General features: G+C 32.3%; 16 protein-coding genes. 7 read left to right on the top strand and 9 right to left on the bottom strand.

Going from position 1 to position 21,944, the window contains the following annotated elements; all coding sequences use genetic code 11:
- Positions 1-32: 32 nt before the first annotated feature.
- Positions 33-680, top strand: coding sequence for a hypothetical protein (locus tag ACJJVO_RS13875; protein WP_405575140.1), 648 nt, complete (start codon positions 33-35; stop codon positions 678-680).
- A gap of 117 nt (positions 681-797) precedes the next feature.
- Positions 798-1,577 (top strand): amidohydrolase, encoded by a 780-nt coding sequence (locus ACJJVO_RS13880; RefSeq protein ID WP_405575142.1) that lies wholly within the window; start codon positions 798-800, stop codon positions 1,575-1,577.
- Here the strand turns inward: ACJJVO_RS13880 and ACJJVO_RS13885 are convergent.
- Together ACJJVO_RS13885 and ACJJVO_RS13890 are read right to left on the bottom strand one after the other, a co-directional pair.
- Positions 1,569-3,182: an Ig-like domain-containing protein gene (locus ACJJVO_RS13885; protein ID WP_405575144.1), complete on the bottom strand. Its 1,614-nt coding sequence runs from the start codon at positions 3,180-3,182 to the stop codon at positions 1,569-1,571. The two genes, ACJJVO_RS13880 and ACJJVO_RS13885, sit on opposite strands and share 9 nt — an antisense overlap.
- An 82-nt stretch (positions 3,183-3,264) precedes the next feature.
- On the bottom strand, positions 3,265-3,942 hold the full coding sequence (locus tag ACJJVO_RS13890; RefSeq protein WP_405575146.1) for a ComF family protein: 678 nt from the start codon (positions 3,940-3,942) through the stop codon (positions 3,265-3,267).
- Positions 3,943-4,012: 70 nt separating this feature from the next.
- On the opposite strand from ACJJVO_RS13890, the gene ACJJVO_RS13895 reads away from it, so the two are divergent.
- Positions 4,013-4,897, top strand: a complete 885-nt coding sequence (locus tag ACJJVO_RS13895) for a hypothetical protein (protein ID WP_405575147.1) — start codon at positions 4,013-4,015, stop codon at positions 4,895-4,897.
- A 77-nt stretch (positions 4,898-4,974) separates the two neighbouring features.
- Positions 4,975-6,513, top strand: a complete 1,539-nt coding sequence (locus ACJJVO_RS13900) for a glycine--tRNA ligase (RefSeq protein ID WP_405575149.1) — start codon at positions 4,975-4,977, stop codon at positions 6,511-6,513.
- A gap of 91 nt (positions 6,514-6,604) precedes the next feature.
- Here the strand turns inward: ACJJVO_RS13900 and ACJJVO_RS13905 are convergent, their stop codons facing one another.
- The 5 genes from ACJJVO_RS13905 to ACJJVO_RS13925 all read right to left on the bottom strand — a co-directional run bounded on the left by ACJJVO_RS13905 (position 6,605) and on the right by ACJJVO_RS13925 (position 16,733).
- On the bottom strand, positions 6,605-7,180 hold the full coding sequence (locus ACJJVO_RS13905; RefSeq protein ID WP_405575151.1) for a DUF3575 domain-containing protein: 576 nt from the start codon (positions 7,178-7,180) through the stop codon (positions 6,605-6,607).
- Positions 7,181-7,326: 146 nt separating this feature from the next.
- Complete coding sequence (locus tag ACJJVO_RS13910; RefSeq protein WP_405575153.1) at positions 7,327-8,457, bottom strand: efflux RND transporter periplasmic adaptor subunit; 1,131 nt, start codon at positions 8,455-8,457, stop codon at positions 7,327-7,329.
- Between the two features lie 2 nt (positions 8,458-8,459).
- Positions 8,460-12,779, bottom strand: coding sequence for a CusA/CzcA family heavy metal efflux RND transporter (locus ACJJVO_RS13915; RefSeq protein ID WP_405575155.1), 4,320 nt, complete (start codon positions 12,777-12,779; stop codon positions 8,460-8,462).
- Positions 12,780-12,843: 64 nt separating this feature from the next.
- Positions 12,844-13,233 (bottom strand): hypothetical protein, encoded by a 390-nt coding sequence (locus ACJJVO_RS13920; protein ID WP_405575157.1) that lies wholly within the window; start codon positions 13,231-13,233, stop codon positions 12,844-12,846.
- 59 nt (positions 13,234-13,292) lie between these two features.
- Positions 13,293-16,733 carry a hypothetical protein gene (locus ACJJVO_RS13925; protein WP_405575159.1) on the bottom strand — a complete coding sequence of 1,147 codons (3,441 nt, stop codon included), beginning with the start codon at positions 16,731-16,733 and terminating at the stop codon, positions 13,293-13,295.
- Between the two features lie 144 nt (positions 16,734-16,877).
- Here ACJJVO_RS13925 and ACJJVO_RS13930 point away from each other — a divergent pair, with 144 nt between their 5' ends.
- From ACJJVO_RS13930 to ACJJVO_RS13940, 3 genes are all read left to right on the top strand, one after another.
- On the top strand, positions 16,878-17,639 hold the full coding sequence (locus ACJJVO_RS13930) for an exodeoxyribonuclease III (RefSeq protein WP_405575161.1): 762 nt from the start codon (positions 16,878-16,880) through the stop codon (positions 17,637-17,639).
- A gap of 48 nt (positions 17,640-17,687) precedes the next feature.
- Positions 17,688-18,647: an OmpA family protein gene (locus ACJJVO_RS13935; RefSeq protein ID WP_405575163.1), complete on the top strand. Its 960-nt coding sequence runs from the start codon at positions 17,688-17,690 to the stop codon at positions 18,645-18,647.
- A gap of 235 nt (positions 18,648-18,882) precedes the next feature.
- Positions 18,883-19,920 (top strand): aldo/keto reductase, encoded by a 1,038-nt coding sequence (locus ACJJVO_RS13940; RefSeq protein WP_405575165.1) that lies wholly within the window; start codon positions 18,883-18,885, stop codon positions 19,918-19,920.
- 58 nt (positions 19,921-19,978) lie between these two features.
- Here the strand turns inward: ACJJVO_RS13940 and ACJJVO_RS13945 are convergent, their stop codons facing one another.
- Entirely contained in the window at positions 19,979-20,449 is a 471-nt protein-coding gene (locus ACJJVO_RS13945; protein WP_115815785.1) for an Lrp/AsnC ligand binding domain-containing protein, read from the bottom strand.
- 90 nt (positions 20,450-20,539) lie between these two features.
- On the bottom strand, positions 20,540-21,904 hold the full coding sequence (locus tag ACJJVO_RS13950) for a saccharopine dehydrogenase family protein (RefSeq protein WP_405575167.1): 1,365 nt from the start codon (positions 21,902-21,904) through the stop codon (positions 20,540-20,542).
- Positions 21,905-21,944 lie beyond the last annotated feature (40 nt).

Raw genomic sequence — 21,944 nt, forward strand, 5'->3', positions numbered from 1 at the left:
GTCTTAATAATGAACATAAAAACATAATTAAAATGAAATACTATATTATCTTATTATTCTTAAGCTTATCGCTTACTACTTTTGCACAAGAAGTGACAAAAGAAGGTAAAATTTATGAAGTTAAAAACGAAAAAATCTTTTTAGACGGACAAGATGTTACCGAAACTTTAAACCTTGAACAAAGAACATTAATTTTTAAAGAAGCAGCTGCTATTTCTGAAAAAATGAAACTTGAAGAATTAGCGAAGCAAAAAGAAGCGCAAGCGAAGAAAGAAGCTGAGCAAGCGAAACTTGAGGCTGAAAAAGTTGAGAAGGCAGAGGCGAAAGCTAAAAAAGAAGCAGAGAAGGTTAAGAAAGAAGAAGAGAAAGCTAAAAAAGAAGAAGAAAAGGCTTTAAAGAAAAAAGAAGAAGTAGCTAAGAAACTCGAAAAAGAGAACAAAAAAGCCATTAAAGCACAAAAAAAGTCTGAGAAAGCTCAGAAAAAAGCTGAAAAGGAAATAAAGAAAAAAGAAAAACTTCAGAAGAATTTTGAAAAGGCAGAGAGTAGTCTTGAAAAAGGACAGAAGAAATACGAGAAGTTAAAAGGCAAAGGAAAATTATCTCCAGAAGATGAAAAGAAATGGCTTGAAAAACTTGAAAAGCTTTCTGAAAAAGTAACAAAAGCAAAACGTAAATTGTAAATAAAAAGTTAGCTTCAATTTATTAAAGCAACCTAAAAAGTAAACACAATGGTTAGTTTACTTTTTAGGTTGCTTTTTTTATTCCGTTGTTTAAAATCAAATGTGTAATTTTAAAAGATGAATTCAGAAGTAAGAGTTGCCATTATTCAAACCAATTTAGTTTGGGAAAGTCCAGAAGAAAATAGACGTTTATTAGGTGCTAAAATCAATACTATTTCTACAGAAGTGGACCTTGTTGTTTTACCCGAAATGTTTACCTCTGGCTTTACTATGAATCCGGCAGCTGTCGCAGAAAGCATGGAAGGCAAAACTATAGCTTGGCTTAAAAATATAGCTAAAACAAAGCAGATTGCTATTCTGGGAAGTCTTGTTATTTTAGAAAACAACAATTTTTACAATCGTATGGTGTGTGTGGAACCGTCTGGAACTATTACTACCTATGATAAGCGACACACCTTCACTTTAGCAGGTGAACATAAAGTTTACACAGCTGGCACAGAAAAAGTAATGTTTAATTATAAAGGTTGGAAAATCTGTCCGTTGGTTTGCTATGATTTACGTTTTCCTGTTTGGGCTAGAAATGTTGAGGATTATGACTTATTAATTTATGTTGCTAATTGGCCAAAAATACGCATTGAGGCGTGGGACGTTTTGTTAAAAGCTAGAGCAATTGAAAACATGACCTATTGTATAGGTGTAAACAGAGTAGGTCTAGACGGCAATAATTTTGAATACTCAGGGCATTCTGCAGCTTACGATGTTTTAGGCAATAGAATAGATACTTTATCTAAATCAGAGGATGCCATTGCTGTAGTTACTTTAGAAAAAGCAGCGATTAAAAAATATAGAGAGAAATTAAATTTCTTAAATGATAGAGATGAATTTAATTTAATCTAAGAGAATAAAATCTATAATCTGATCAAAACTCGAACGGGTTTCATCAATTTCAGGAGAATAACTAACACGTTCTGGTTGAATACCTAATAAAAAATTCCCTGTATCATATTTCCCATTGCCATTAGTGTCAAAAATAGCACGTAAGTCATATTTCCCTGGAGATAAATCTGTGAAATCTACTACAGGCGAGTCTTTAGCATAACGCTCATATACCACTTCTCCTTTTTTATTTACTAATTGAACAATGAGCGGAAGTTTTGCATTTCTGAGATTAACTCTAATATTACCATATTCAGATTTCATCTTCGTTTTTACAGAATAACTCAACGTGTCTTTATTAGAGTTTGCGTAAAAATCTGTAAATGTGCCAGGTAATAATCTGAATTTGTAATTCTGTCCTTCCTGTTTATCAAATGGAAATTTATATCTATTAAAAATTGAATCATATACTGCTTTATACGGTACAGAAAGTGAATCTTTATCGATTAAATTTATTTTTGAAGTGTCAATTTGAGTTAATGGAATATTACTTTCAATGGTGAATTCGTCTTCAAAATTTAAAGTGCCTTTTGTTAAAGATGTTATTTTTAATGAATCGGCTTTTATCGTTCTAAAGCGATGCTTAAAAGTATCTATGTATTTTTCATTAGTGACGATAAAAAAAGTGGTGTCCGCTTCAAATTTTGGTTTGTACCAATAGTACAATGAATCTGTAATAGGATCTTTAAGAATTCGTGTTTTATAGCCTTCTGGTGTTTCTCCTAAAACTTTAATTCGCATGGTTTCATAATCACCTTCATAAGGGAAAATGATTCTACTTTCACCATCTTGTGTTGGTTTTATGGCTTTAAAATTTACCTTTTCCTTGAATAATTTTAATTTGTGTGACGCAGTGTCATTTGGGATAGTAATAAAACCTTCATTAAATCCTATTTTATCATTTTTTTGGTCAAACTTATAATTAGAGTTTTCATCTTTTAAAGCAATCAACTTATAGGTGCCTGCTTTAATATTATCGATACTAAAAGTTGTAACGCTATCAAGGGTATTTGTTATATATCTCGGTTTTTGTTTGTAAACAATAGAGTCTGTATAGGTAGAGTCTGCTTCATATAGCATCACTGAAACAAAGGTGTCGGGTTCTTTTAATAAAGCATCTTCAATGTACCCTTTTACAGATAGTGAATCTATATAGTTTCCTGTAGAAAATACATAGCGATAATAAGGATAAGGGTTCCCTTCATTGTTATCTACAATACTTTCTCCAAAATTAAAGGCATATGTGGTATTGTCTTTTAATGTATCTTGAATTTTAATGGTAATGTATTTACTCGCTCCGCTCGCAGGAGTTACAATTGGATCTGTGTCCATTGGAGGTGAAATAATGAGTTGTTTTCTAAGATCTTTAATTTTTATGTACTCATCAAAATGAATTCTAATCTCCTTACCTTTAAAGTTAGTAGAGTAGTTTTCTGGTACAGACTGCGTTATTACTGGTGGTACAATGTCTTTTTCTCCACCAGAAGGAGTTCCACGATTAGCACAACTAGCAAGGGTAATGGTAATAAAAATCAGACCTAAAATTCGCATTAATGATAACTGCATCTATTCAATATAATTTAGCACAAAGAAACAATATAAATGTCTTTACTCAAAACATATAGCTTGGAGTATTGCAACGAACAAATCAATCTGCAATTGCCATAGTTGCAAGACTTAACTTAATATTATCAATTTTTAACAAAACCGTAGCACAGGCTTCAACTGTTGCGCCTGTAGTAATAATATCATCTACAAGTAAAATATGTTTTCCGGCTAAAGATTTGTTTTCAGAAATATCAAATAAAGCACCATCATCATTCCAACGTTTTAATCGTCCTTTAAAAACTTGAGTTTTAGTAGATTTTGTTTTTATTAAAACAGTATCATTATAATCTGCGTTTAATGCATGTGCAATTGCTCTACCAAATTTTGTTACCTGATTATAGCCACGTTTTCTCAATTTAGATTTGTATAATGGCACAGGTACAACCACATCGATATTTTTATAAGTCTCTAAAGTTGCTAATTCCGCACCAAACCATTCTCCAAAGAATGCACCAATATCTTCATGTCCTCTGTATTTTAAATTGTGGAGTATTTGTTGTACAATGCCTTTTTTAGAAAAATGGAATAAAGCTGAAGCATTTTCTAATTTAACTCTTCCATAAAGCACTTTTTTTACATCTTCTGCATCATTAAAATGAAAGTTGGTTACCGGTAAGTGATGTCTGCAAGACGTACATAAAACCAATTCATTATCGGACAAAACATTGTTACATGCTTCGCAAACCTTAGGAAAGAACAAGTTTAACAAGTTTTTCATCACTTAATCGATTAAAATAACATTAGACTTCAATTAGTTATAATTTGGCATTAAATTAAGAAAATTAATAATGATAGTTAACCCTCAACTATTTAACTATAGATTAATTATAAGTTCTTTATTAGTCGTTTTAACTGTTTTAGGAATATATAGCTTTAATAAATATAAATCCATTGAATCTTATGAAGGATTCTTAAAACAAGAAAAAGTATTGATAGAAACTGAACTATCAGACATGCTTTTAAGTTATGACGATCTAAGTCAAGACTATAGTCTTATGGCTTCACAACTTCAAGAAGCCAAACTAGAAACTAAGATGGCCTTAGATTCTTTAAGATTATTAAATAGTGACTTATCTATTGTCACTAGGTTTAAAGAGCAACTTATAGTTTTAAAATCTAAGAGCAAGGTGCTACTAAGTACAATTGACTCTTTAAATTCTGCAAATAAAAAACTGCAGAAAGAAAAACGCTACGCATTAAGTACAATAAAAAAGAATACGAGTACAATTAATAATTTAGAAGAAGCAAACGATTCTTTAAATAAATCCATTAGTAATGCAGCAGTTTTAAAAGCTAGTAATATTAATGCACAATCTTATAGATTAAAGTATGGTAAAAAACGTATAACAGATAAAGCAAAACGTGCTAATGCAATGGATGTTTGTATTACTATAAACGAAAATCCGTTAGCTTTAAAAGGCAAGAAGGACATTTACATACAAATTGTGGGTCCAGATGGTAATGTGTTGGCAGATAAAGGTGAAGTTAAGTTTGGAGATTCTTCCTTAATTTATAGCAGTAAACAAATCATTGATTATAACAACGAAAATCTTGAAGTTTGTACTGCTATTGTTGCAGATGAAGACGATAAGCCTTTTCTAAAAGGATATTATTTTATTACTATTTTTCATAGAAATATTAAACTTGGAGGTACTAGTATTCAATTAAATTAGTCAAAGCATATAATTAAAGATATAATTTTTGAAAAACCGTTCTGTTAATCAGAGCGGTTTTCTATTTTTGCACTATTATGGCAAACGAAGATCAATTTAAAAAAGTAATCTCTCACGCAAAGGAGTATGGTTACGTGTTTCAGAGTAGTGAAATCTACGATGGACTAAGCGCAGTATATGATTATGCTCAAAATGGAGCAGAATTAAAGAAAAACATTAGAGACTATTGGTGGAAAGCCATGGTGCAAATGCACGATAATATTGTAGGTATTGATGCTGCAATATTAATGCATCCAACCACTTGGAAAGCATCTGGGCACGTAGATGCTTTTAATGATCCTTTAATTGATAATAAAGATTCTAAAAAACGTTACAGAGCTGATGTTTTGGTAGAAGATTTTAGAGAGAAGATTAATCAGAAGATAAATAAAGATGTTGCTAAAGCGCAAAAACGTTTTGGTGATGCCTTTGACGAAAAAGAGTTTAGAGCTACAAATGGTAACGTACTTCGTCGTCAAAAACAAATAGATGAGATTACAGTTCAACTAACCAAAGTCCAAGAGGAAAATGACTTAGAGGCTTTTAGACAACTTATAGTAGATTTAGGTATTGTTTGTCCTGTGTCAGGTACTACAAACTGGACAGAGGTTAAGCAATTTAACCTTATGTTTGGTACCAAACTTGGTGCTTCAGCAGAATCTGCTATGGACTTATATTTAAGACCAGAAACAGCTCAAGGTATTTTTGTGAATTTCTTAAACGTTCAGAAAACAGGACGTATGAAGATTCCTTTTGGTATAGCACAAACAGGAAAAGCGTTTAGAAACGAGATTGTTGCAAGACAATTCATTTTTAGAATGCGTGAGTTTGAACAAATGGAAATGCAATTTTTTATTAAGCCAGGTACACAAAAAGAATGGTTTGACTATTGGAAAGAAACCCGTTTAAAATGGCATAAATCACTTGGTTTAGGTGAAGAAAACTACCGTTTCCATGATCACGATAAATTAGCGCATTATGCTGATGCTGCTACAGATATTGAATTTAATTTCCCATTTGGGTTTAAAGAATTAGAAGGAATTCATTCGCGTACAGATTTCGATTTAAAACAACATGAAAAGTTTTCAGGTAAAAAGTTACAATATTTTGACCATGAAGATAACGCCAATTATACTCCTTACGTTTTAGAAACCTCTATTGGTTTAGATAGAATGTTCTTAGCTGTGTTTTCAAATGCTTTAGTAGAAGAAGAATTAGAAAACAATACAACAAGAACCGTTTTAAAATTACCAGCAGTTTTGGCACCAACTAAAGCAGCCATTTTACCTTTAGTTAAAAAGGATGGATTGCCAGATGTCGCTAAGAAGATTGTTGAAGATTTAAAGTGGGATTTTAACGTAACTTACGATGAAAAAGATGCAGTAGGAAGACGTTACAGAAGGCAAGATGCTAATGGAACACCATTTTGTATCACTGTAGATCATGATACTTTAGAGGATAATATGGTTACCATACGTCATAGAGATACTATGGAACAAACACGTGTAAAGATTGAAGATTTAAAAGATATTATAAAAGCAGAAGTTGATGTAAAACATTGGCTTCAGAAAATGTAATAATTAATTTCTGTGAAAGCAAAAGTCTAAATAATAAAAAACACCCAAACTATGAAAGTTTGGGTGTTTTTGTGTAATTAATTACAAGTATTTAAAATCTCCAACCAAGAGATGTACCTAATCTTGGTACAAACTCAGTGCCTATATCATTATTAGAAGTTGATATATTTCTACCAACACCACCATATAATTCAAATAAAAATCCTTTTTTGCTTACAAATTTTCCGCCAACAGCCATTCCAAATGCTATATTACTCGAGGTTTCTCCGGAATCTCTGTAGTAATATTCATTTGAATCATAATTGTAATATTCAGTACTATCTTCTTGTACATTATACATCCCAAAGGCTTCTAAGAAAAATCCCCAAGCATATTTACTAGAAAAATAACGTCTGTAGTATGGCGTAAAAGCAAATTTTTCGTTGTAAACAGGGCCATCTTCAAAGTCTCTGTCTTCGTTATTTTGTAAATTAAAAAGTATAGAAGCTCCTACAGAAGATTCAGAATCTATTAAGTATTCATAAGATAAATCTACAGATTTAAAAACAATAAGGTTAAAAGCGTTTATTTTAATTTCACTGTGTTTTACCTTTTCATCTTGATTCGCTTCTTGGGCAAAAGATGCAAAAGAAGTGAAGAGTAATAATGCTAATAGAGCTTTTTTCATTTGTTTAGTTTTTTAGATTGAGTTAATGTCTAATCAAAAGTTATACCAAGAAATATTAGTAATTTACAAGTAAAACTATTGTTTTCATTAGATGCCAAAAGTAAGAAAAGGTTGCGTGATATTTTATATTATTTATTGCTGTGACTTTATTCTTCTGTATTGAGTAACATACCAATTCCTTTTACTAAAATTTGTTTGTCTTTTAGAATTTCTGCATTTAGAATTTCGAATGCATCTTCGGTTTCTTTTCCAATGTTAATTTTTACCTTCTTAAGGTGAAACTCATTGTTGTTTTTTTCATTTAAAACTAAAACATAAGCGTCACCTTCCTCTAAAACTAAGGCCTCTTTTGCTAAACCCAAACGTTTAGAGCTTTCAGTAATTATCTCAGCTTCTACAAACATCCCAACAATAAAATGGTCTTCTTCATTATCTACATGTCCATGCACATTTACGCGTCTACTATTTTCATCAATTGTGGTGCCTACCAAATGTACTTCAGCTTCAAAGGTTTTGTCAGATGCTTCGGGAATTTGAAATATAATCTTTTGTTCCTTCTTAACCTTCATAATGTCTTTTTCAAATACCGATAATTCTAAATGAATGTGGTCTGTATCTACAATTTCCATAATGACATCGCTAGGTGAAACAAAGCTTCCGTTGCTCACATTTACTTTAGTCACATAGCCTTCAATTGGTGCGTATAAATTAATGCTTGATGAAATTTGTCCTTGTTCTACACGTTTTGGGCTAATATTCATCATCTGTAACTTTTTACGTAACCCATTGTAATGTGCTAAGTTGCTTTTGTAGGTGCTTTCTGCTTTTAGATAATTTTTTTCTGAAGTAATTTCCTCATCAAACAAGGTTTTTTGTCTGTTGAATTCAGATTTTAAATAATTTAATTGTTCTGCAACTTCGAGATAGTTTTGTTGAATTTCAACATATTCAGGATTTTGAAGCGTCACCAAAAGTTGTCCTTTTTTTACTTCGTTACCAATAAGCAAAGGTGTTTTTGTTACATAACCTCCAATAAAAGTAGACACACTCGATTTGTTTTGAGGTGGCACATCAATCATTCCGTTGACTTCAATACTTTCGTTAAAATCGAATTCACTCAAAGTTCCAAAAGCCATTTTTTCGCTTTCAAATTGTGCTTTTGTAATCGTTATGTCATTAGAATTTGTTTCTGTTGCTATGACTTCAGAATCATTGGCTTTGTCGTTTCCACAGGCCATAAAGACTAAAGCGAAAAGTAGTATATATAGATTTTTCATGATTAATATATTTTTAAAATAAGATTATTAATGTTTATGACTGTCTGATTATATGCGTTTAAATTATCTAAATATGTCAGCTCAATGTCTTTAGCTGTTTCTAAACTTTGGATGTATTGAAAAAAGTCAATTTCACCTTCTTTAAAGGTTCGGTTAGCTGTTTTTATAATTTCATCCTTTAGACGTTTGCCTTGTGTGTCGTAATAATTGATAGCTTCATTATATTTATTCAATGTGGTTAGAAGCGATTTATATTCTGAATTTAATTGCACTTCGTAATCTTGTTTTTGCTCTGAAATGATGTCTTTAGCAATTTTAGATGCTTTGATTTTTGAAGAATTTCCGAAGAATAATAACGGAATTTTTATTCCGAATTGATAGCCTTTAATATTAGTGTTCAATTGGTCATTTGTACCTTGAAAATATTCGAAATTAAGGTCTGGCAATAAATTCTGTTTTTCAGATTGGTAAATAGCGTTTTGATAGTTTTTCGCATTTTCAAAATAGAGTAGACCCGAATTATTTTGCATCGAAGGACTGTTCAGTTCTAATTTTTCTAAATTTTGGTCAACAATTTCTAAGCTATCAACTTGAACAATTGCTTTTAATTGCTCTTTTGAAAATTCTACATCTTGCAAAGCCTGTTTATATAAGGTATGAAGCTGTTTTTGTTTAGATTCTGCTGAAATTTTTTCGAGATAATTGGTTTCACCGAGTTCAAAACGTCGTGCTGCTTTTTTAGCAAAATCTTGATATAAACTATCTAAAAACCGATACGTTTCTGCTTTTTGTTTGGCATAACGTAGTTGATAATAACTAGCGTAAACCCTCTTTTTAACTTGCTGAAATTCCATATTGTATTTAGACTCTTCCAAATGCATCATGGCTTTATTCACTTTCTTTTCAGCAAAATAAACGGTCGGAAATCTGAAATCTTGAGCAATACCAAACACTTTTAAAGGTTCATTATTAATCGCTAAATTATTCTCATCGTAATTATAATACAATGCTGTTTTATCAAAACTAAAAGCGCTTCCAACATAAGCATCACTTTTTTCAATTTGTAAATTAGATGCTTTTAAACTCGCATTGTTTTCTAACGCTAATTCTAAAGTTTGCTCTACAGTGAGTTGAGATTGTGCGTTTAGATTCATCATAAAAAAGAACCCAATCACAGTAATTATAGCTGTTTTATTCATTTTAATTTCTTTTTTCTCTTCAAACCATGCGTATAATACAGGCAAAACAATGAGTGTTAAGACGGTTGCAGTGAATAATCCGCCAATAACTACTGTAGCTAAAGGTCGTTGCACTTCTGCACCTGCATTAGTTGAGATAGCCATTGGTAAAAATCCTAATGCAGCAGCCACGGCAGTTAATAAAACAGGTCTAAGTCGGTCTGTAGCACCACGTTTTATTCGTTCTTCAATATCATTAATGCCTTGTGCTTTGAGTTCGTTAAAATGCTCAATGAGGACGATTCCGTTAAGTACTGCAATCCCAAAAAGCGCTATAAAACCAACACCTGCAGAAATACTAAAAGGTAAATCGCGCAACCACAATAATAGAATGCCACCAACGGCTGAAAGTGGAATTGCAGAATAAACCAATAAAGCTTCTTTAACAGAATTAAATGCAAAGTAGAGCAATACAAAAATTAATACTAATGCAATAGGAACAGCTACAGTTAAACGCGCTTTGGCACTTTGTAAATTTTCAAATTGTCCACCATAAGTACTGGTGTAACCAACAGGTAATTTTAGATTTTTGTCAAGAATAGTTCGCACATCATCTACAACGGATTGTAAATCTCTATTTCTTACGTTTATACCAACTACAATACGTCGTTTAGTATCGTCTCTAGATATTTTTGCAGGACCAGTAGAGTAGGTAATGTCTGCCAATTCACTAAGCGGAATTTTAATACCACTTGGTGTATCAACATATAAATTTTTAAGGCTTTCTATATTCTTTCGATTCTTTTCATCTAAACGAATCACTAAATCAAAACGTTTTTCACCTTCAAAAACACTACCAACAGTTCCACCTGCAAATCCCATGGAAATTAATTGATTGACATCTGAAATATTTAAGCCATAACGCGCAATTTTGCTACGATTGAAGGTGACGCTCATTTGCGGTAAGCCTTCCACTTTTTCGATAATAATATCTGAAGCACCTTCTACATCTTGAATCAGACGTTTTATTTCATCTGCTTTATTCGCTAAAACAGATAAGTCGTCACCAAAAATTTTAATGGCAATGTCTGCCCTAACACCAGTAATTAATTCGTTAAATCGCATTTCAATAGGTTGGGTGAATTCCACTTCCATACCTGGAATTATAGTCAAGGCTTCTTTAAATTTATCTGCTAATTCATCTTTGTTTTTTGCAGAAACCCATTCTTTTTTAGGTTTTAATTTTATAATAACATCACTTTCTTCCATAGACATTGGGTCTGTTGGGACTTCTGCTGCGCCAATTCTACTCACTACTTGGTCTACTTCAGGAAAATTATCTAATAATACTTGCTCAATTTTAGTGGTGATTTTTATGGTTTTACCTAATGAAGTTCCTGTTTTTAAAACAGGTTGAATCACAAAATCACCTTCATCTAAAGTTGGTACAAATTCGCCACCCATTTTACTGAACACATAAAAACTTGAAACTAATAAGAGCATAGCTAAACCAATCACTAATTTTTTGTGATGTAAAGCCCAATTAATAGAAGGTTTGTACCAAGAGTTTAAAAGCTTCATTAATCTCACAGACACATTTTTGTCGCTTGGTTTATTCGGTTTTAAAAATAACGAAGCCACCACAGGAACATAGGTTAAACATAGCAACATGGCTCCAATTAATGCAAAACTAAATGTCAATGCCATTGGTCTAAACATTTTACCTTCTACACCACTTAAAGATAGTATTGGAATGAAAACGATTAAAATGATTAATTGCCCAAAAATGGCGGAATTCATCATTTTTGAGGCACTTTTTAGTGTAATGGCATCAATTTCGACTTGTTTTGCCTCTTTTGTGAGTGCTTTTAGATTTTTGCTTTGGGTAATAATTCTAAACGCAATGAACTCTACAATGATGACTGCTCCATCAATAATAATCCCAAAATCAATTGCGCCAAGACTCATTAAATTAGCATCGACACCAAAAAGATTCATTAAGGAAATAGCGAATAATAGACTCAACGGAATAACAGAAGCCACTACTAAACCAGAACGTAAATTACCCAACAATAAAACCACCACAAAAATGACAATGAGTGAGCCTAAAATTAAGTTTTCAGAGACTGTAAATGTGGTTTTTCCTATGAGTTCACTTCGTTCCAAAAACCCATTAATAAAAACACCTTCTGGTAAACTACTTTGTACAGAAGCCACACGTTCTTTTACAGCATCTATAATGGCTTTAGAGTTGCCATCTTTTAGCATCATTATTTGGCCTAGCACTTTTTCGCCTTGTCCATTTCCTGTAATGGCACCAAAACGTGTTGCACTGCCAAAACCTACTTTTGCTATGTCTTTTATGTAAATGGGTACGCCTTCATTTTTCACCACAATATTACCAACATCTTCAAGTGATTTCACCAAACCTTCACCACGAATAAAAAAGGCTTGGTCTGTTTTTTCAATGTATCCACCACCTGCAACACTGTTGTTTTTTTCTAAAGCGTCAAAAATTTCGGAAACAGAAATACCCATCGCATTCAGTTTATTTGGATTGATAGCAACTTCATATTGCTTTAAAAATCCGCCCCAAGTATTCACTTCAACTACACCTGGGATTCCGGAAAGTTGGCGCTTAACAATCCAATCTTGTATGGTTCTTAAATCGGTTGGTGAATAACGGTCTTCATAACCAGGTTTTACATCTAAAATGTATTGGTAAATTTCACCTAAACCAGTGGTTATTGGTCCCATTTCTGGACTACCAAAACCTTCTGGGATTTTCTCTGACGCCGACTTTATTTTCTCGGCAATTAATTGTCTAGGAAGATAGGTTCCCATATCGTCTTCAAAAACAATAGTAACTACAGACAAACCAAATTTAGACACAGACCGAATTTCTTCAACACCAGGTAAATTCGCCATTTCTAATTCCACAGGATAGGTGATAAACTGCTCAACATCTTGAGTAGATAAATTACGAGATGTGGTAATTACTTGTACTTGGTTATTAGTAATATCTGGAACAGCTCCTATAGGAATTTGGGTTAATGAGAATATCCCGAAACCGATAATAAACGTTGTAAACAAGAAGATAATCAGCTTGTTTTTAAGGCTGAATTTTATGATGTGTTCTAACATAATTCAAAAATTAAGAAATAATGAATGCCTGTTTTTTATAAAACAGGATTAAATCTAAAGTGAATTATGCGTGTTTGGGTGGGTGAAAAAAGGAAGAATTCTCGAAACTTGTAAACGTTTCTTCGTAATGAAAATTAAAAGGTATGGCGACAAAACTCTGATGTGTAAATTCAAACGTAATATCAGGATTTATAAAAGGTGTGCTAAAATGAGAACATAAATGCTGAGTATCCTTAAATGGCATACCTTTATGCTCTTCGTGCTCACTTTCATGGTCGTCCTTAGCATCTCCATAATGTTCTGCTAAAAACTGATAAAAACTATCACCATACATTACTTTATGATACTCAGCATGCTCCAATAAAACATTAAGCTTAGAGAGATCTTCTAAGCCAATATTGAAACTTTGAATAAGTATCAAAAACGAATATGTAAAAGCGATTAGTTTGCTCATAACGAGAGTAAAGATACAAATATTAGTACTTACAATAAGTGATAAATGTTACAAATCACCTAGAAATAAGCCTTTAGTTGAATGGTACCAGTGTGTATCATTTTAGAAGTTTCAGATTTCCTTCCGAAGTAATTTAAATTCAAATCTAAATACTTTGTCAATTTCTTTTGGGCTAATAAACTCCATGTGTAGTTTTTTCCAGATTGTAATCCTTCTAATATCTGATAACCAACAGGTGAATTGGCATTACCATCAAATTCATTTTTAAAGAAGTTAAATTCTCCTGTTAGTGCTATTTTTTGAGCATTATTATAGGTGAAAGATAAACCATAATTATTCTGTGATAAGGTTTCTAAACTGCCAATAGTGTTTTCTTTGGATGTGTATTGATAAAACACATCAAATTGGGCATTCTCGCTAAACAAATAACTTAGTTTAGGTTTAAATTGGTAATTGTCAATGGTGTAATTTCTGTCGGTAAAATTCTGACTTTTGCTATCTTCCTGTCCTAAACTAACCAAGGTAGTTACCAACCAGTTAACATCTAATTTATGATTAAAATTAAGCTGATGGCTATTGGTTTTATTTTGTTGAAAACCTATTGAAAGCAAATTTCTGCTTTTATTGGTTAAAAAGGTATAAGACGTAGTGTAATGTTGTTTACCTCTATTAAAAAATAATACATTTCTAATGCTGTAATTTAAGGATGCAAACTCTTCAGTATCTAAATCATCTTTTAAAGCTTCAAATGGATTTAGATTAAATGAATTTCCAGTTTTAAACTTTTTACTGTCCACAATAAATGATGCTTGATCATAAAAATGAGACCAAAATTGTTCGGTTTTATTTTCAGAAACACTCCATGTTTGCGGATTTACGGTAAGGGTTTGCCCAAATCGATTTTGATGCGTTTGTACATAAACCTGGTTAGGTAACAACACTCTAATATAGCTGCCTTGATCTGTAAATTGTGCAATCTCAAATTCGTTTAATTCTTGTATGCCATTATCATTGTAATCGATCCAGGTATAAGCTCCTTGTCCTGCTTCAACTTCCACATAAGTAAAATCTTGTTGTGGTAAAGTTCCTGAATTGGTTTCAAAACTGGTGTTTAAAATAACTAGGTTTTTAAATAATTTCTGATTGTAATTCAATCTACTATTCAAACTTTGTTCATCTTCAATGCTATTATCTTCCGACTTTAAATCTCTATAATTTGCATAAAACTGAAGTGTGGTATTTTTATTTTGAATCAATCTTGATTTTAAATAATAAGTATTAGAACTATTAACACGCTCTAGGTTGTTGTCTCTTAAGCTATCATTAAATCGTTTTATATAACCTATTTCTGCGAAAACTTTGGTGCTGTCTCCAATGCCAACAAAAGCTTCGTATGCTTTAAATTTTTGGCTCAATGGTGTAAGAATGTCAGTTGCTTTGGTGCGTTGCTCATTATCTTCGGTAGAAAATTTTACGCCTGTCCATTTATTATTTTTTCCGTAAACCACGCGATTAAAAGACCTTAAAAAGGTTGAACGATTTATAGTGCTTTCATTGTTTAGATAACTAGAATTTGAAAACATTGTAAAATCACCTAAACGTAAATTTGCCGTGATTTGATGTCTGTTTCCAGTGAAGTTTTCAGAATAATTTAAATGTTCAAAATTATAAGTCGCTGCCCCTTTTTTTGCATGAGATAAGCGCAAACCAGTAGTGAATAATAATTGATTGCCAAACTCTATATTTTCTTCACTGGTTTCTGAAGCGTCTATATTCCAATCACGAGTAAATTCTGCTCTATATAAACGTTGGATGGTATTAAAGTTTTTTTGAATAAAATCGGTATCAATGAGTGCAGATAAATTCCAAAGACTATCTGATTGAATTAATTTCTGTTTTAATGTGAATTTTCCAGCATAGCCATCATTATTTTCATCATCTATACTCGAAAATAAATTATCATCCTTTTTGCTTCCTGCTAATTCAAAAAAGAGATCTGTTTTTTCAGAAGGTTTGTATTGCCCATTTACAACCGCAATTTGTAAACGCTCTGGAGCAATAAGTTGAAGAATAGGCTCGTAATTACCTTGTGGAATACCTGCAATTGGAGCAATATATTCGTAAATATTATTAATAGCATTGGCATTGCTCAATACATAATTTCCTTGATTAGCGCCAACTAGCGTAAAACGAACGCTAAATAATTCGTCTTCCGCATCGTTAGAAAACACAAATATATCTTCTCCTCCCAAAAGCTCCTTTTTGTATAAAATACGGTTTTCAGAATATGACGTTAGTGAGGCAGAAGGTGCTACCATTAAATCTGTATTGTCACCAGCATCAGCTAAAATTTGTGTTTGTTCTGTAGATAGGTTTTGCTGTAAGGGTTGGTTTTTAGCATCACTCTCAGAATAGATAGACACATTTAATTTTAAGGTTTCTGTTTCAAAACTTGCGCCACCAAAAACGGTAAATCGCGAGTAATTACGTTCGCTAAATTGGTAATCTACCGTAATTCGCATTTCTGAAGTAACAGGAAATGTGGAATTAAAGACAATTTCACCAGCATTGTAATCTATAACGTAATCGTTGTTTTCGCCACGCTCTAAAGGAATACCATTTACATACACCGTTTCACTACCTGAAACAATAAGCACAAACAGCTCATTATTAGAACCAAGTAATTTATATGGTCCTTGGTTACCTTCTTGAGCTGCAAACTGTGTTGTTGTAAACTGACCTCTAACTAGCGCGCCAGATGCAAAAACAGACGTTTTTTCGCTTAAATGAGCATTTACCAACAATCCTTGTACGCGTTTTGAGAAATTAGCAAAATAACTTTTTGTGTTTTCTAGGTCAATGTCTCCGGCTCTTATATTCCAATCGTCGCTAAATAATTCTATAAATACTTGGTCAAATTCATCTAAACGCTGAGAGTATCCACTTTCTTGCAATGGAATGTTAGCATCTTGGATGGACGCTTTAAGCGAAACTTTATCACTTAACTTTCCTGAAATCTGTAAATCTAATTCGCTATTTAATACTGAATTTTGATTGTTTCCAATAGTAACACCTCGCGAAATACTTCCAGAAGTTGTTAATCCATCAAAAGGTGTAAATGTAGTTTTAGACTTCGTATTTTGTAATGTATATAATTGTTGAAATTGCGACGAACGCTCTATTATAACTTCATCATCTAGTTGTTTATAAACCTTGGTGATAAACTTTGGATAGCGCAAATATTCAATTTGAATTGTATCTATTTCCGTGGGTTGCTTAAAGCGTAGAATGGCTTTTGCAAAATTCACTGAGTATAATGTAGAATCTATTATTTTATTATCCTTTGTTCTCACTGCAAAGCGCGAAGGATTTATGCTTACAGAATCTATTTTAATGGAATCTTTAACGGCTACTTTTTTTTGTCTAAAATTACTATCCTGCTCTTGGGAAAAGCCCCAAAAAACAGATAGCATTAGAATAAAAGAAATAGCAATTTTCATGTAAAGTTATAACTGCTTAAAGCAAAAAATATTTTATCGTTAAAACAAGCTTAAAATAATGGTGTAAAAGTAGCGTATTATTTAATTTAGCAGTTCAACGATTGTTTAACTAAAAATAGATACCCACTTTTGTGGGAAATGCATATGAAAATAGTTTCTTATAACGTAAATGGTATCAGAGCAGCTTTAAATAAAGGCTTTATAGAATGGTTAACCGCAACAGATCCTGATGTTGTTTGTTTGCAAGAAATTAAAGCGATGGAAGAACAACTAGATCTTAATTTGTTTACAGATGCTGGTTATAGTTACAATTATTGGTTTAGCGCACAGAAAAAAGGCTATAGTGGAGTTGCTATTTTATGTAAAAATAAACCCAATCATATAGAATTAGGAACAGGAATAGAATCTATGGATTTTGAAGGTAGAAACATCAGAGTAGACTATGACGACGTTTCTGTGATGAGCATGTATTTACCATCTGGAACTAATGATGCAAGGTTATCGCATAAGTTTGAATATATGAATCTTATTCACAATTATTTGAATGAATTACAAACTGAAAAACCTAATTTGGTGGTTTGTGGTGACTATAATATTTGTCATGAAGAAATAGATATTCACAACCCAAAAATGAAAGGCGTTTCTGGATTTCTACCAGAAGAACGCGAGTGGTTAGGTGAATTTCTAGAAAGTGGGTTTATAGATAGTTTTAGACATTTACATCCAGAGCGTCAGGAATATTCTTGGTGGAGCTATAGAGCAAATTCTAGAGCTAATAATAAAGGTTGGAGGTTAGATTACGCCATGGTAAGTGCACCATTACAAGAAAAAATAAAACGCAGCGTTATACTAACGGAAGCAGTACATAGTGATCATTGCCCTATTTTATTGGAATTAGATCTTTAAAAATTAATTTGAATTTAAAAACGAACAACTTAACCTAAACAATATACTATGATTAAAAAACTTTCAATTTTAGCATTAACTATTACACTATTCACTTCTTGTGTGTCGAAGAAAATTTACACAGACCTTGAAGATAAATATGCCAATCTTAAAAAAGAAAACCGAAGTCTAACTGATGAAATGGCAGAATTATCCAAGGAAAAAACAAAAGTTTCTAATGATTTAAATGAATTAGAATCGGCTTATGAAGCTGCTGTTTCAGAACGCGATAAACTTCAGGCAGACTATGCAGCTTCTAAAAATAATCTCGAAACTTTAAAGGCATCATACAAAGCATTAGAAGAAAATAGTTCTGCATCCATAGCAAAAAATGCACAAAAAAACAGAGAGCTTTTAGCACAATTAGAGGCTAAAGAACAAGCCTTAGCAGCAGAAAACGAACGTTTAAATACATTAAAAAAAGAATTAGAGAGTCGCTCACAACGTGTTGCAGAATTAGAAAATGTGATTGCTTCAAAAGATGCTGCGATGCATAAATTAAAAGATGCGATTTCTAAAGCCTTAACTAATTTTGAAGGAAAAGGGTTAACTGTAGAACAACGTAATGGAAAAGTTTACATTTCTATGGAGAACAAATTGTTGTTTGAATCTGGAAGTTGGTACGTAGGTGCACAAGGAGCACAAGCCGTAAAACAATTAGGAAGTGTATTAGCTGAAAATCCTGAGATTTCAGTTTTAATAGAAGGTCATACAGATAATGTGCCTTATAAAGGTAATGCACAATTAAGTGGTAACTGGGATTTGTCTGCAAAAAGAGCAACAGCTATTGTAAATATCCTTAGAGAAAATGATGCTATTAATCCTGAAAACTTAACAGCAGCTGGTCGTGGAGAATTTGCACCAATCGCATCAAATGAGACTTCAGAAGGTAAAGCTAAAAACAGACGAATAGAAGTGATTTTAACGCCTAAATTAGATGAGATTTCTAAACTTTTGAATGAGATTTAAACTGGAAAGTCATTGCGAGGAACGAAGCAATCTGTTGAATTTGAGTTTCAGTTTGAATAAATTGTCTCGACGCTAAAAGCTTTTCGTAATGGCATATTAACAAACATTTAGACCTCGCAGATTTTAAAACCTGTGAGGTCTTCTTATATTTACTGTCAGGTTGAGCGCAGTCGAAACCTAATTTAGAACCTAAATGTTGAACTAAAAAGAGATTCCTGCTTTCGTAGGAAATGCTATGAAATACACAACACTACCAAATACAGATATAAAAGTGAGTAAAATATGCCTTGGTACCATGACTTGGGGCAACCAAAATACCCAAGACGAAGGTTTTGCTCAGATGGATTTTGCTTTAGATAAAGGGGTTAATTTTTTTGATGTTGCCGAGTTGTATCCAGTTCCTGCAACAAAGGAAACTTATGCAGAAACAGAACGTATTATAGGAAATTGGTTTACAAAAACAGGTCACAGAGATAAAGTGGTTTTAGCGACTAAAATTGCTGGTACAGGAGATTATACTGCACATATTAGAACTAACGGTTTTAGCAAAGAAGCGCTTAATGAAGCGGTTGATAATAGTTTAAAACGTTTACAAACAGATTATATAGATTTATACCAATTACATTGGCCAGAACGACAGACTAAAATGTTTGGAACAAGAGATTACGTTCATAATCCAAATGATCCTTGGGAAGATAATTTTAATGAAATTCTTCACAATTTAGATATGATTGTAAAATCTGGTAAAGTAAGACAAGTTGGTATTTCTAATGAAGGAGCTTGGGGAACCATGCGTTATTTGCAAGAATCCAAACAACATAATCTACCAAGAATGGTTACCATACAAAATGCCTATTCTTTAATAAATAGAGTGTTTGAAGTAGATTTAGCAGAAGTAGCGCACAGAGAACATATTGGTTTATTAGCCTATTCTCCGATGGCATTTGGTGTATTGTCTGGGAAATACATAAAAGGAACAGCAGGTGATGATACGAGATTAAAACTGTTTCCGAGATTTGCACGTTATAGTGGAGACAAAGCGACAGAAGCTACAAAACGCTATTTAAAAATAGCAGAAGACAATAATATGTCTTTAGCGCAAATGTCATTAGCTTTTGTGAATGATAGGCCTTTTTTAACGAGTAATATTATAGGATCAACTAGTTTAAAGCAGTTAGAAGAAAATATTGATAGTATTAATGTGTCTTTATCTGAGGATGTAATGAAAGCGATAAATGCAGTGCATGCTGAGATTCCAAATCCTGCGCCATAAAGTATGTTGTTTTTTATACATGAGAAAGTCCATTTGTATCCTGCAAATGGACTTTTTTTTAAATCTTAATCTGTCTATTAATTTGTTCTTGTAAAGAAATAAACGTTTCAGTTCTCGATACCCCTTTTATACTTTGTATTTCAGAATTAAGAACATGCATTAAGTGTTCATTATCTTTAGATAATATTTTAATAAAAATGGACCAATTACCAGTGGTATAATGACATTCTATAACTTCAGGAATTTTTTGAAGTTGTTTTACAGCTTCAGGATTACTAATAGCTTTATCCAAGTAAACTCCAACAAAAGCCATAGTGGTATAACCTAATGCTTTGGGATTAATAATAAATTTTGAACCTGCTAAAAGCCCAGATTTCTCTAGTTTCTTTAAACGTTGATGAATCGCAGCTCCTGAAATGCCAACATTACGAGCAATTTCAAGTATTGGAGTTCTGGCATCTTCCATTAATGCACGTAGTATTTTTTTATCTATACCATCGATGTAAATACCATTATCGTTAATCTTCATAAGTTGTTAGGCTTTTATTTTGAAAGTTAAAGATAAAAAAAGCGTTTCAATTTGAAACGCTTTAAGGGGTAATTCTATTTAATTGTTATTTTAAACATTTAAAGGATTGTAACCTAAATAAGGCACTTCATGTTCTTTAAAAATAATATCATAAGCCTCCAACTCTTTTAAAATAGGTGTGTAAACCTCTTTTGTAATTGGTATTTGTACTCCAGGTGTTTTTATTTTACCATTTAAAATAGCTAGAGTTGCAATTGCCACAGGTAAACCAACGGTTTTTGCCATAGCTGTATAAGTTTGATCTTTACCAAGTGTTACCATTGTGGCATCAATCTGATGTTTTTCGCCATTAAGTTCGTATCCAAATTTGTGGTACATCACCAACATATCTTTGTCAGTCTCGTCTAAGGTCCAACTATCCATTAAGATTTTTTGAAGAATTTGAGCAGGTGTTGCTTTATCTAACTCTACCATTTTTTTAGAATTAAAAATATCGAGTTCTAAAAATTTGTCCCAAACGATATCATCTTGGTCAATTTTTAAGGCATGTCTAAATTTAAGTTCAACTGAATCTGTTGGGCTATATGGTAAAAATGAATTCACAAAGTCACGGTAACTCATATTAGCACTGTCGTCTATAGTGTAGCTGTCATCGGTCATTCCTAATTGCACAAAAACGTTCCAAGCTCTACTAAAACCAACGCGTCTCATAGTACCTCTATACAATGTTTTAATATGGTCTAAGCCATAGATTTGTTGATATTTTAAAGAGTCTCTATTAGCATAGGCTTCAAATCTATCATAACCTTCAACATCTAAAAATTCGGTACGTCTAAATAAACGATTATATGGTATGTATTTGAATTGGTTTTCTTGCAGAAATTTTGCAGCACCACCTTGTCCTGCAACTACCACGTTTCTTGGATTCCATGTAAATTTATAATTCCACAGGTTGTTATCGCTTTCAGGTGCTACTAATCCACCTGTAAATGATTCAAATAAAATCATTTTGCCACCTTTATCTCTTATGCGATTTATGACTTGCATAGCGCTCATATGATCTAAGCCAGGATCTACACCAATTTCATTCATAAAAATAAGATTGTTGGCTTTAGCTTCAGCATCTAAGGCTTGCATTTCTTCACTAACATAAGATGCTGTAACCATATTCTTTTTGTAGGTAATACAGTCTTTAGCCACTTCAATATGAAAACGTGCAGGTAACATTGAAATTACGATATCTGCTTTTTTAACTGCGGCAACTCTAGATGCTGCATTAAAGACATCTAAATGAATAACATCTGTATTTGGATGTGAGCCAACTAATTTTTTAGCATTGTCAACATTTAGATCTCCAATAGTAATATGAAGTTGTTCAGATTGAGATTTATCGAGTAAATATTTTATAAGATATGATGAAGATTTACCTGCACCAATAATTAAAATGTTTCGCATAATGGGTTTATATAACTAATTTTGTGTTCAACGAAAGTAA

The sequence above is a fragment of the Winogradskyella sp. Asnod2-B02-A genome (assembly GCF_045063645.1).
GTDB lineage: Bacteria > Bacteroidota > Bacteroidia > Flavobacteriales > Flavobacteriaceae > Winogradskyella.

Coding starts and splice junctions, on each gene's coding strand:
- ACJJVO_RS13875 (WP_405575140.1), top strand. CDS start 33: ATGAAATACTATATTATCTTATTATTCTTAAGCTTATCGCTTACTACT.
- ACJJVO_RS13880 (WP_405575142.1), top strand. CDS start 798: ATGAATTCAGAAGTAAGAGTTGCCATTATTCAAACCAATTTAGTTTGG.
- ACJJVO_RS13885 (WP_405575144.1), bottom strand. CDS start 3,182: ATGCAGTTATCATTAATGCGAATTTTAGGTCTGATTTTTATTACCATT.
- ACJJVO_RS13890 (WP_405575146.1), bottom strand. CDS start 3,942: ATGAAAAACTTGTTAAACTTGTTCTTTCCTAAGGTTTGCGAAGCATGT.
- ACJJVO_RS13895 (WP_405575147.1), top strand. CDS start 4,013: ATGATAGTTAACCCTCAACTATTTAACTATAGATTAATTATAAGTTCT.
- ACJJVO_RS13900 (WP_405575149.1), top strand. CDS start 4,975: ATGGCAAACGAAGATCAATTTAAAAAAGTAATCTCTCACGCAAAGGAG.
- ACJJVO_RS13905 (WP_405575151.1), bottom strand. CDS start 7,180: ATGAAAAAAGCTCTATTAGCATTATTACTCTTCACTTCTTTTGCATCT.
- ACJJVO_RS13910 (WP_405575153.1), bottom strand. CDS start 8,457: ATGAAAAATCTATATATACTACTTTTCGCTTTAGTCTTTATGGCCTGT.
- ACJJVO_RS13915 (WP_405575155.1), bottom strand. CDS start 12,779: ATGTTAGAACACATCATAAAATTCAGCCTTAAAAACAAGCTGATTATC.
- ACJJVO_RS13920 (WP_405575157.1), bottom strand. CDS start 13,233: ATGAGCAAACTAATCGCTTTTACATATTCGTTTTTGATACTTATTCAA.
- ACJJVO_RS13925 (WP_405575159.1), bottom strand. CDS start 16,733: ATGAAAATTGCTATTTCTTTTATTCTAATGCTATCTGTTTTTTGGGGC.
- ACJJVO_RS13930 (WP_405575161.1), top strand. CDS start 16,878: ATGAAAATAGTTTCTTATAACGTAAATGGTATCAGAGCAGCTTTAAAT.
- ACJJVO_RS13935 (WP_405575163.1), top strand. CDS start 17,688: ATGATTAAAAAACTTTCAATTTTAGCATTAACTATTACACTATTCACT.
- ACJJVO_RS13940 (WP_405575165.1), top strand. CDS start 18,883: ATGAAATACACAACACTACCAAATACAGATATAAAAGTGAGTAAAATA.
- ACJJVO_RS13945 (WP_115815785.1), bottom strand. CDS start 20,449: ATGAAGATTAACGATAATGGTATTTACATCGATGGTATAGATAAAAAA.
- ACJJVO_RS13950 (WP_405575167.1), bottom strand. CDS start 21,904: ATGCGAAACATTTTAATTATTGGTGCAGGTAAATCTTCATCATATCTT.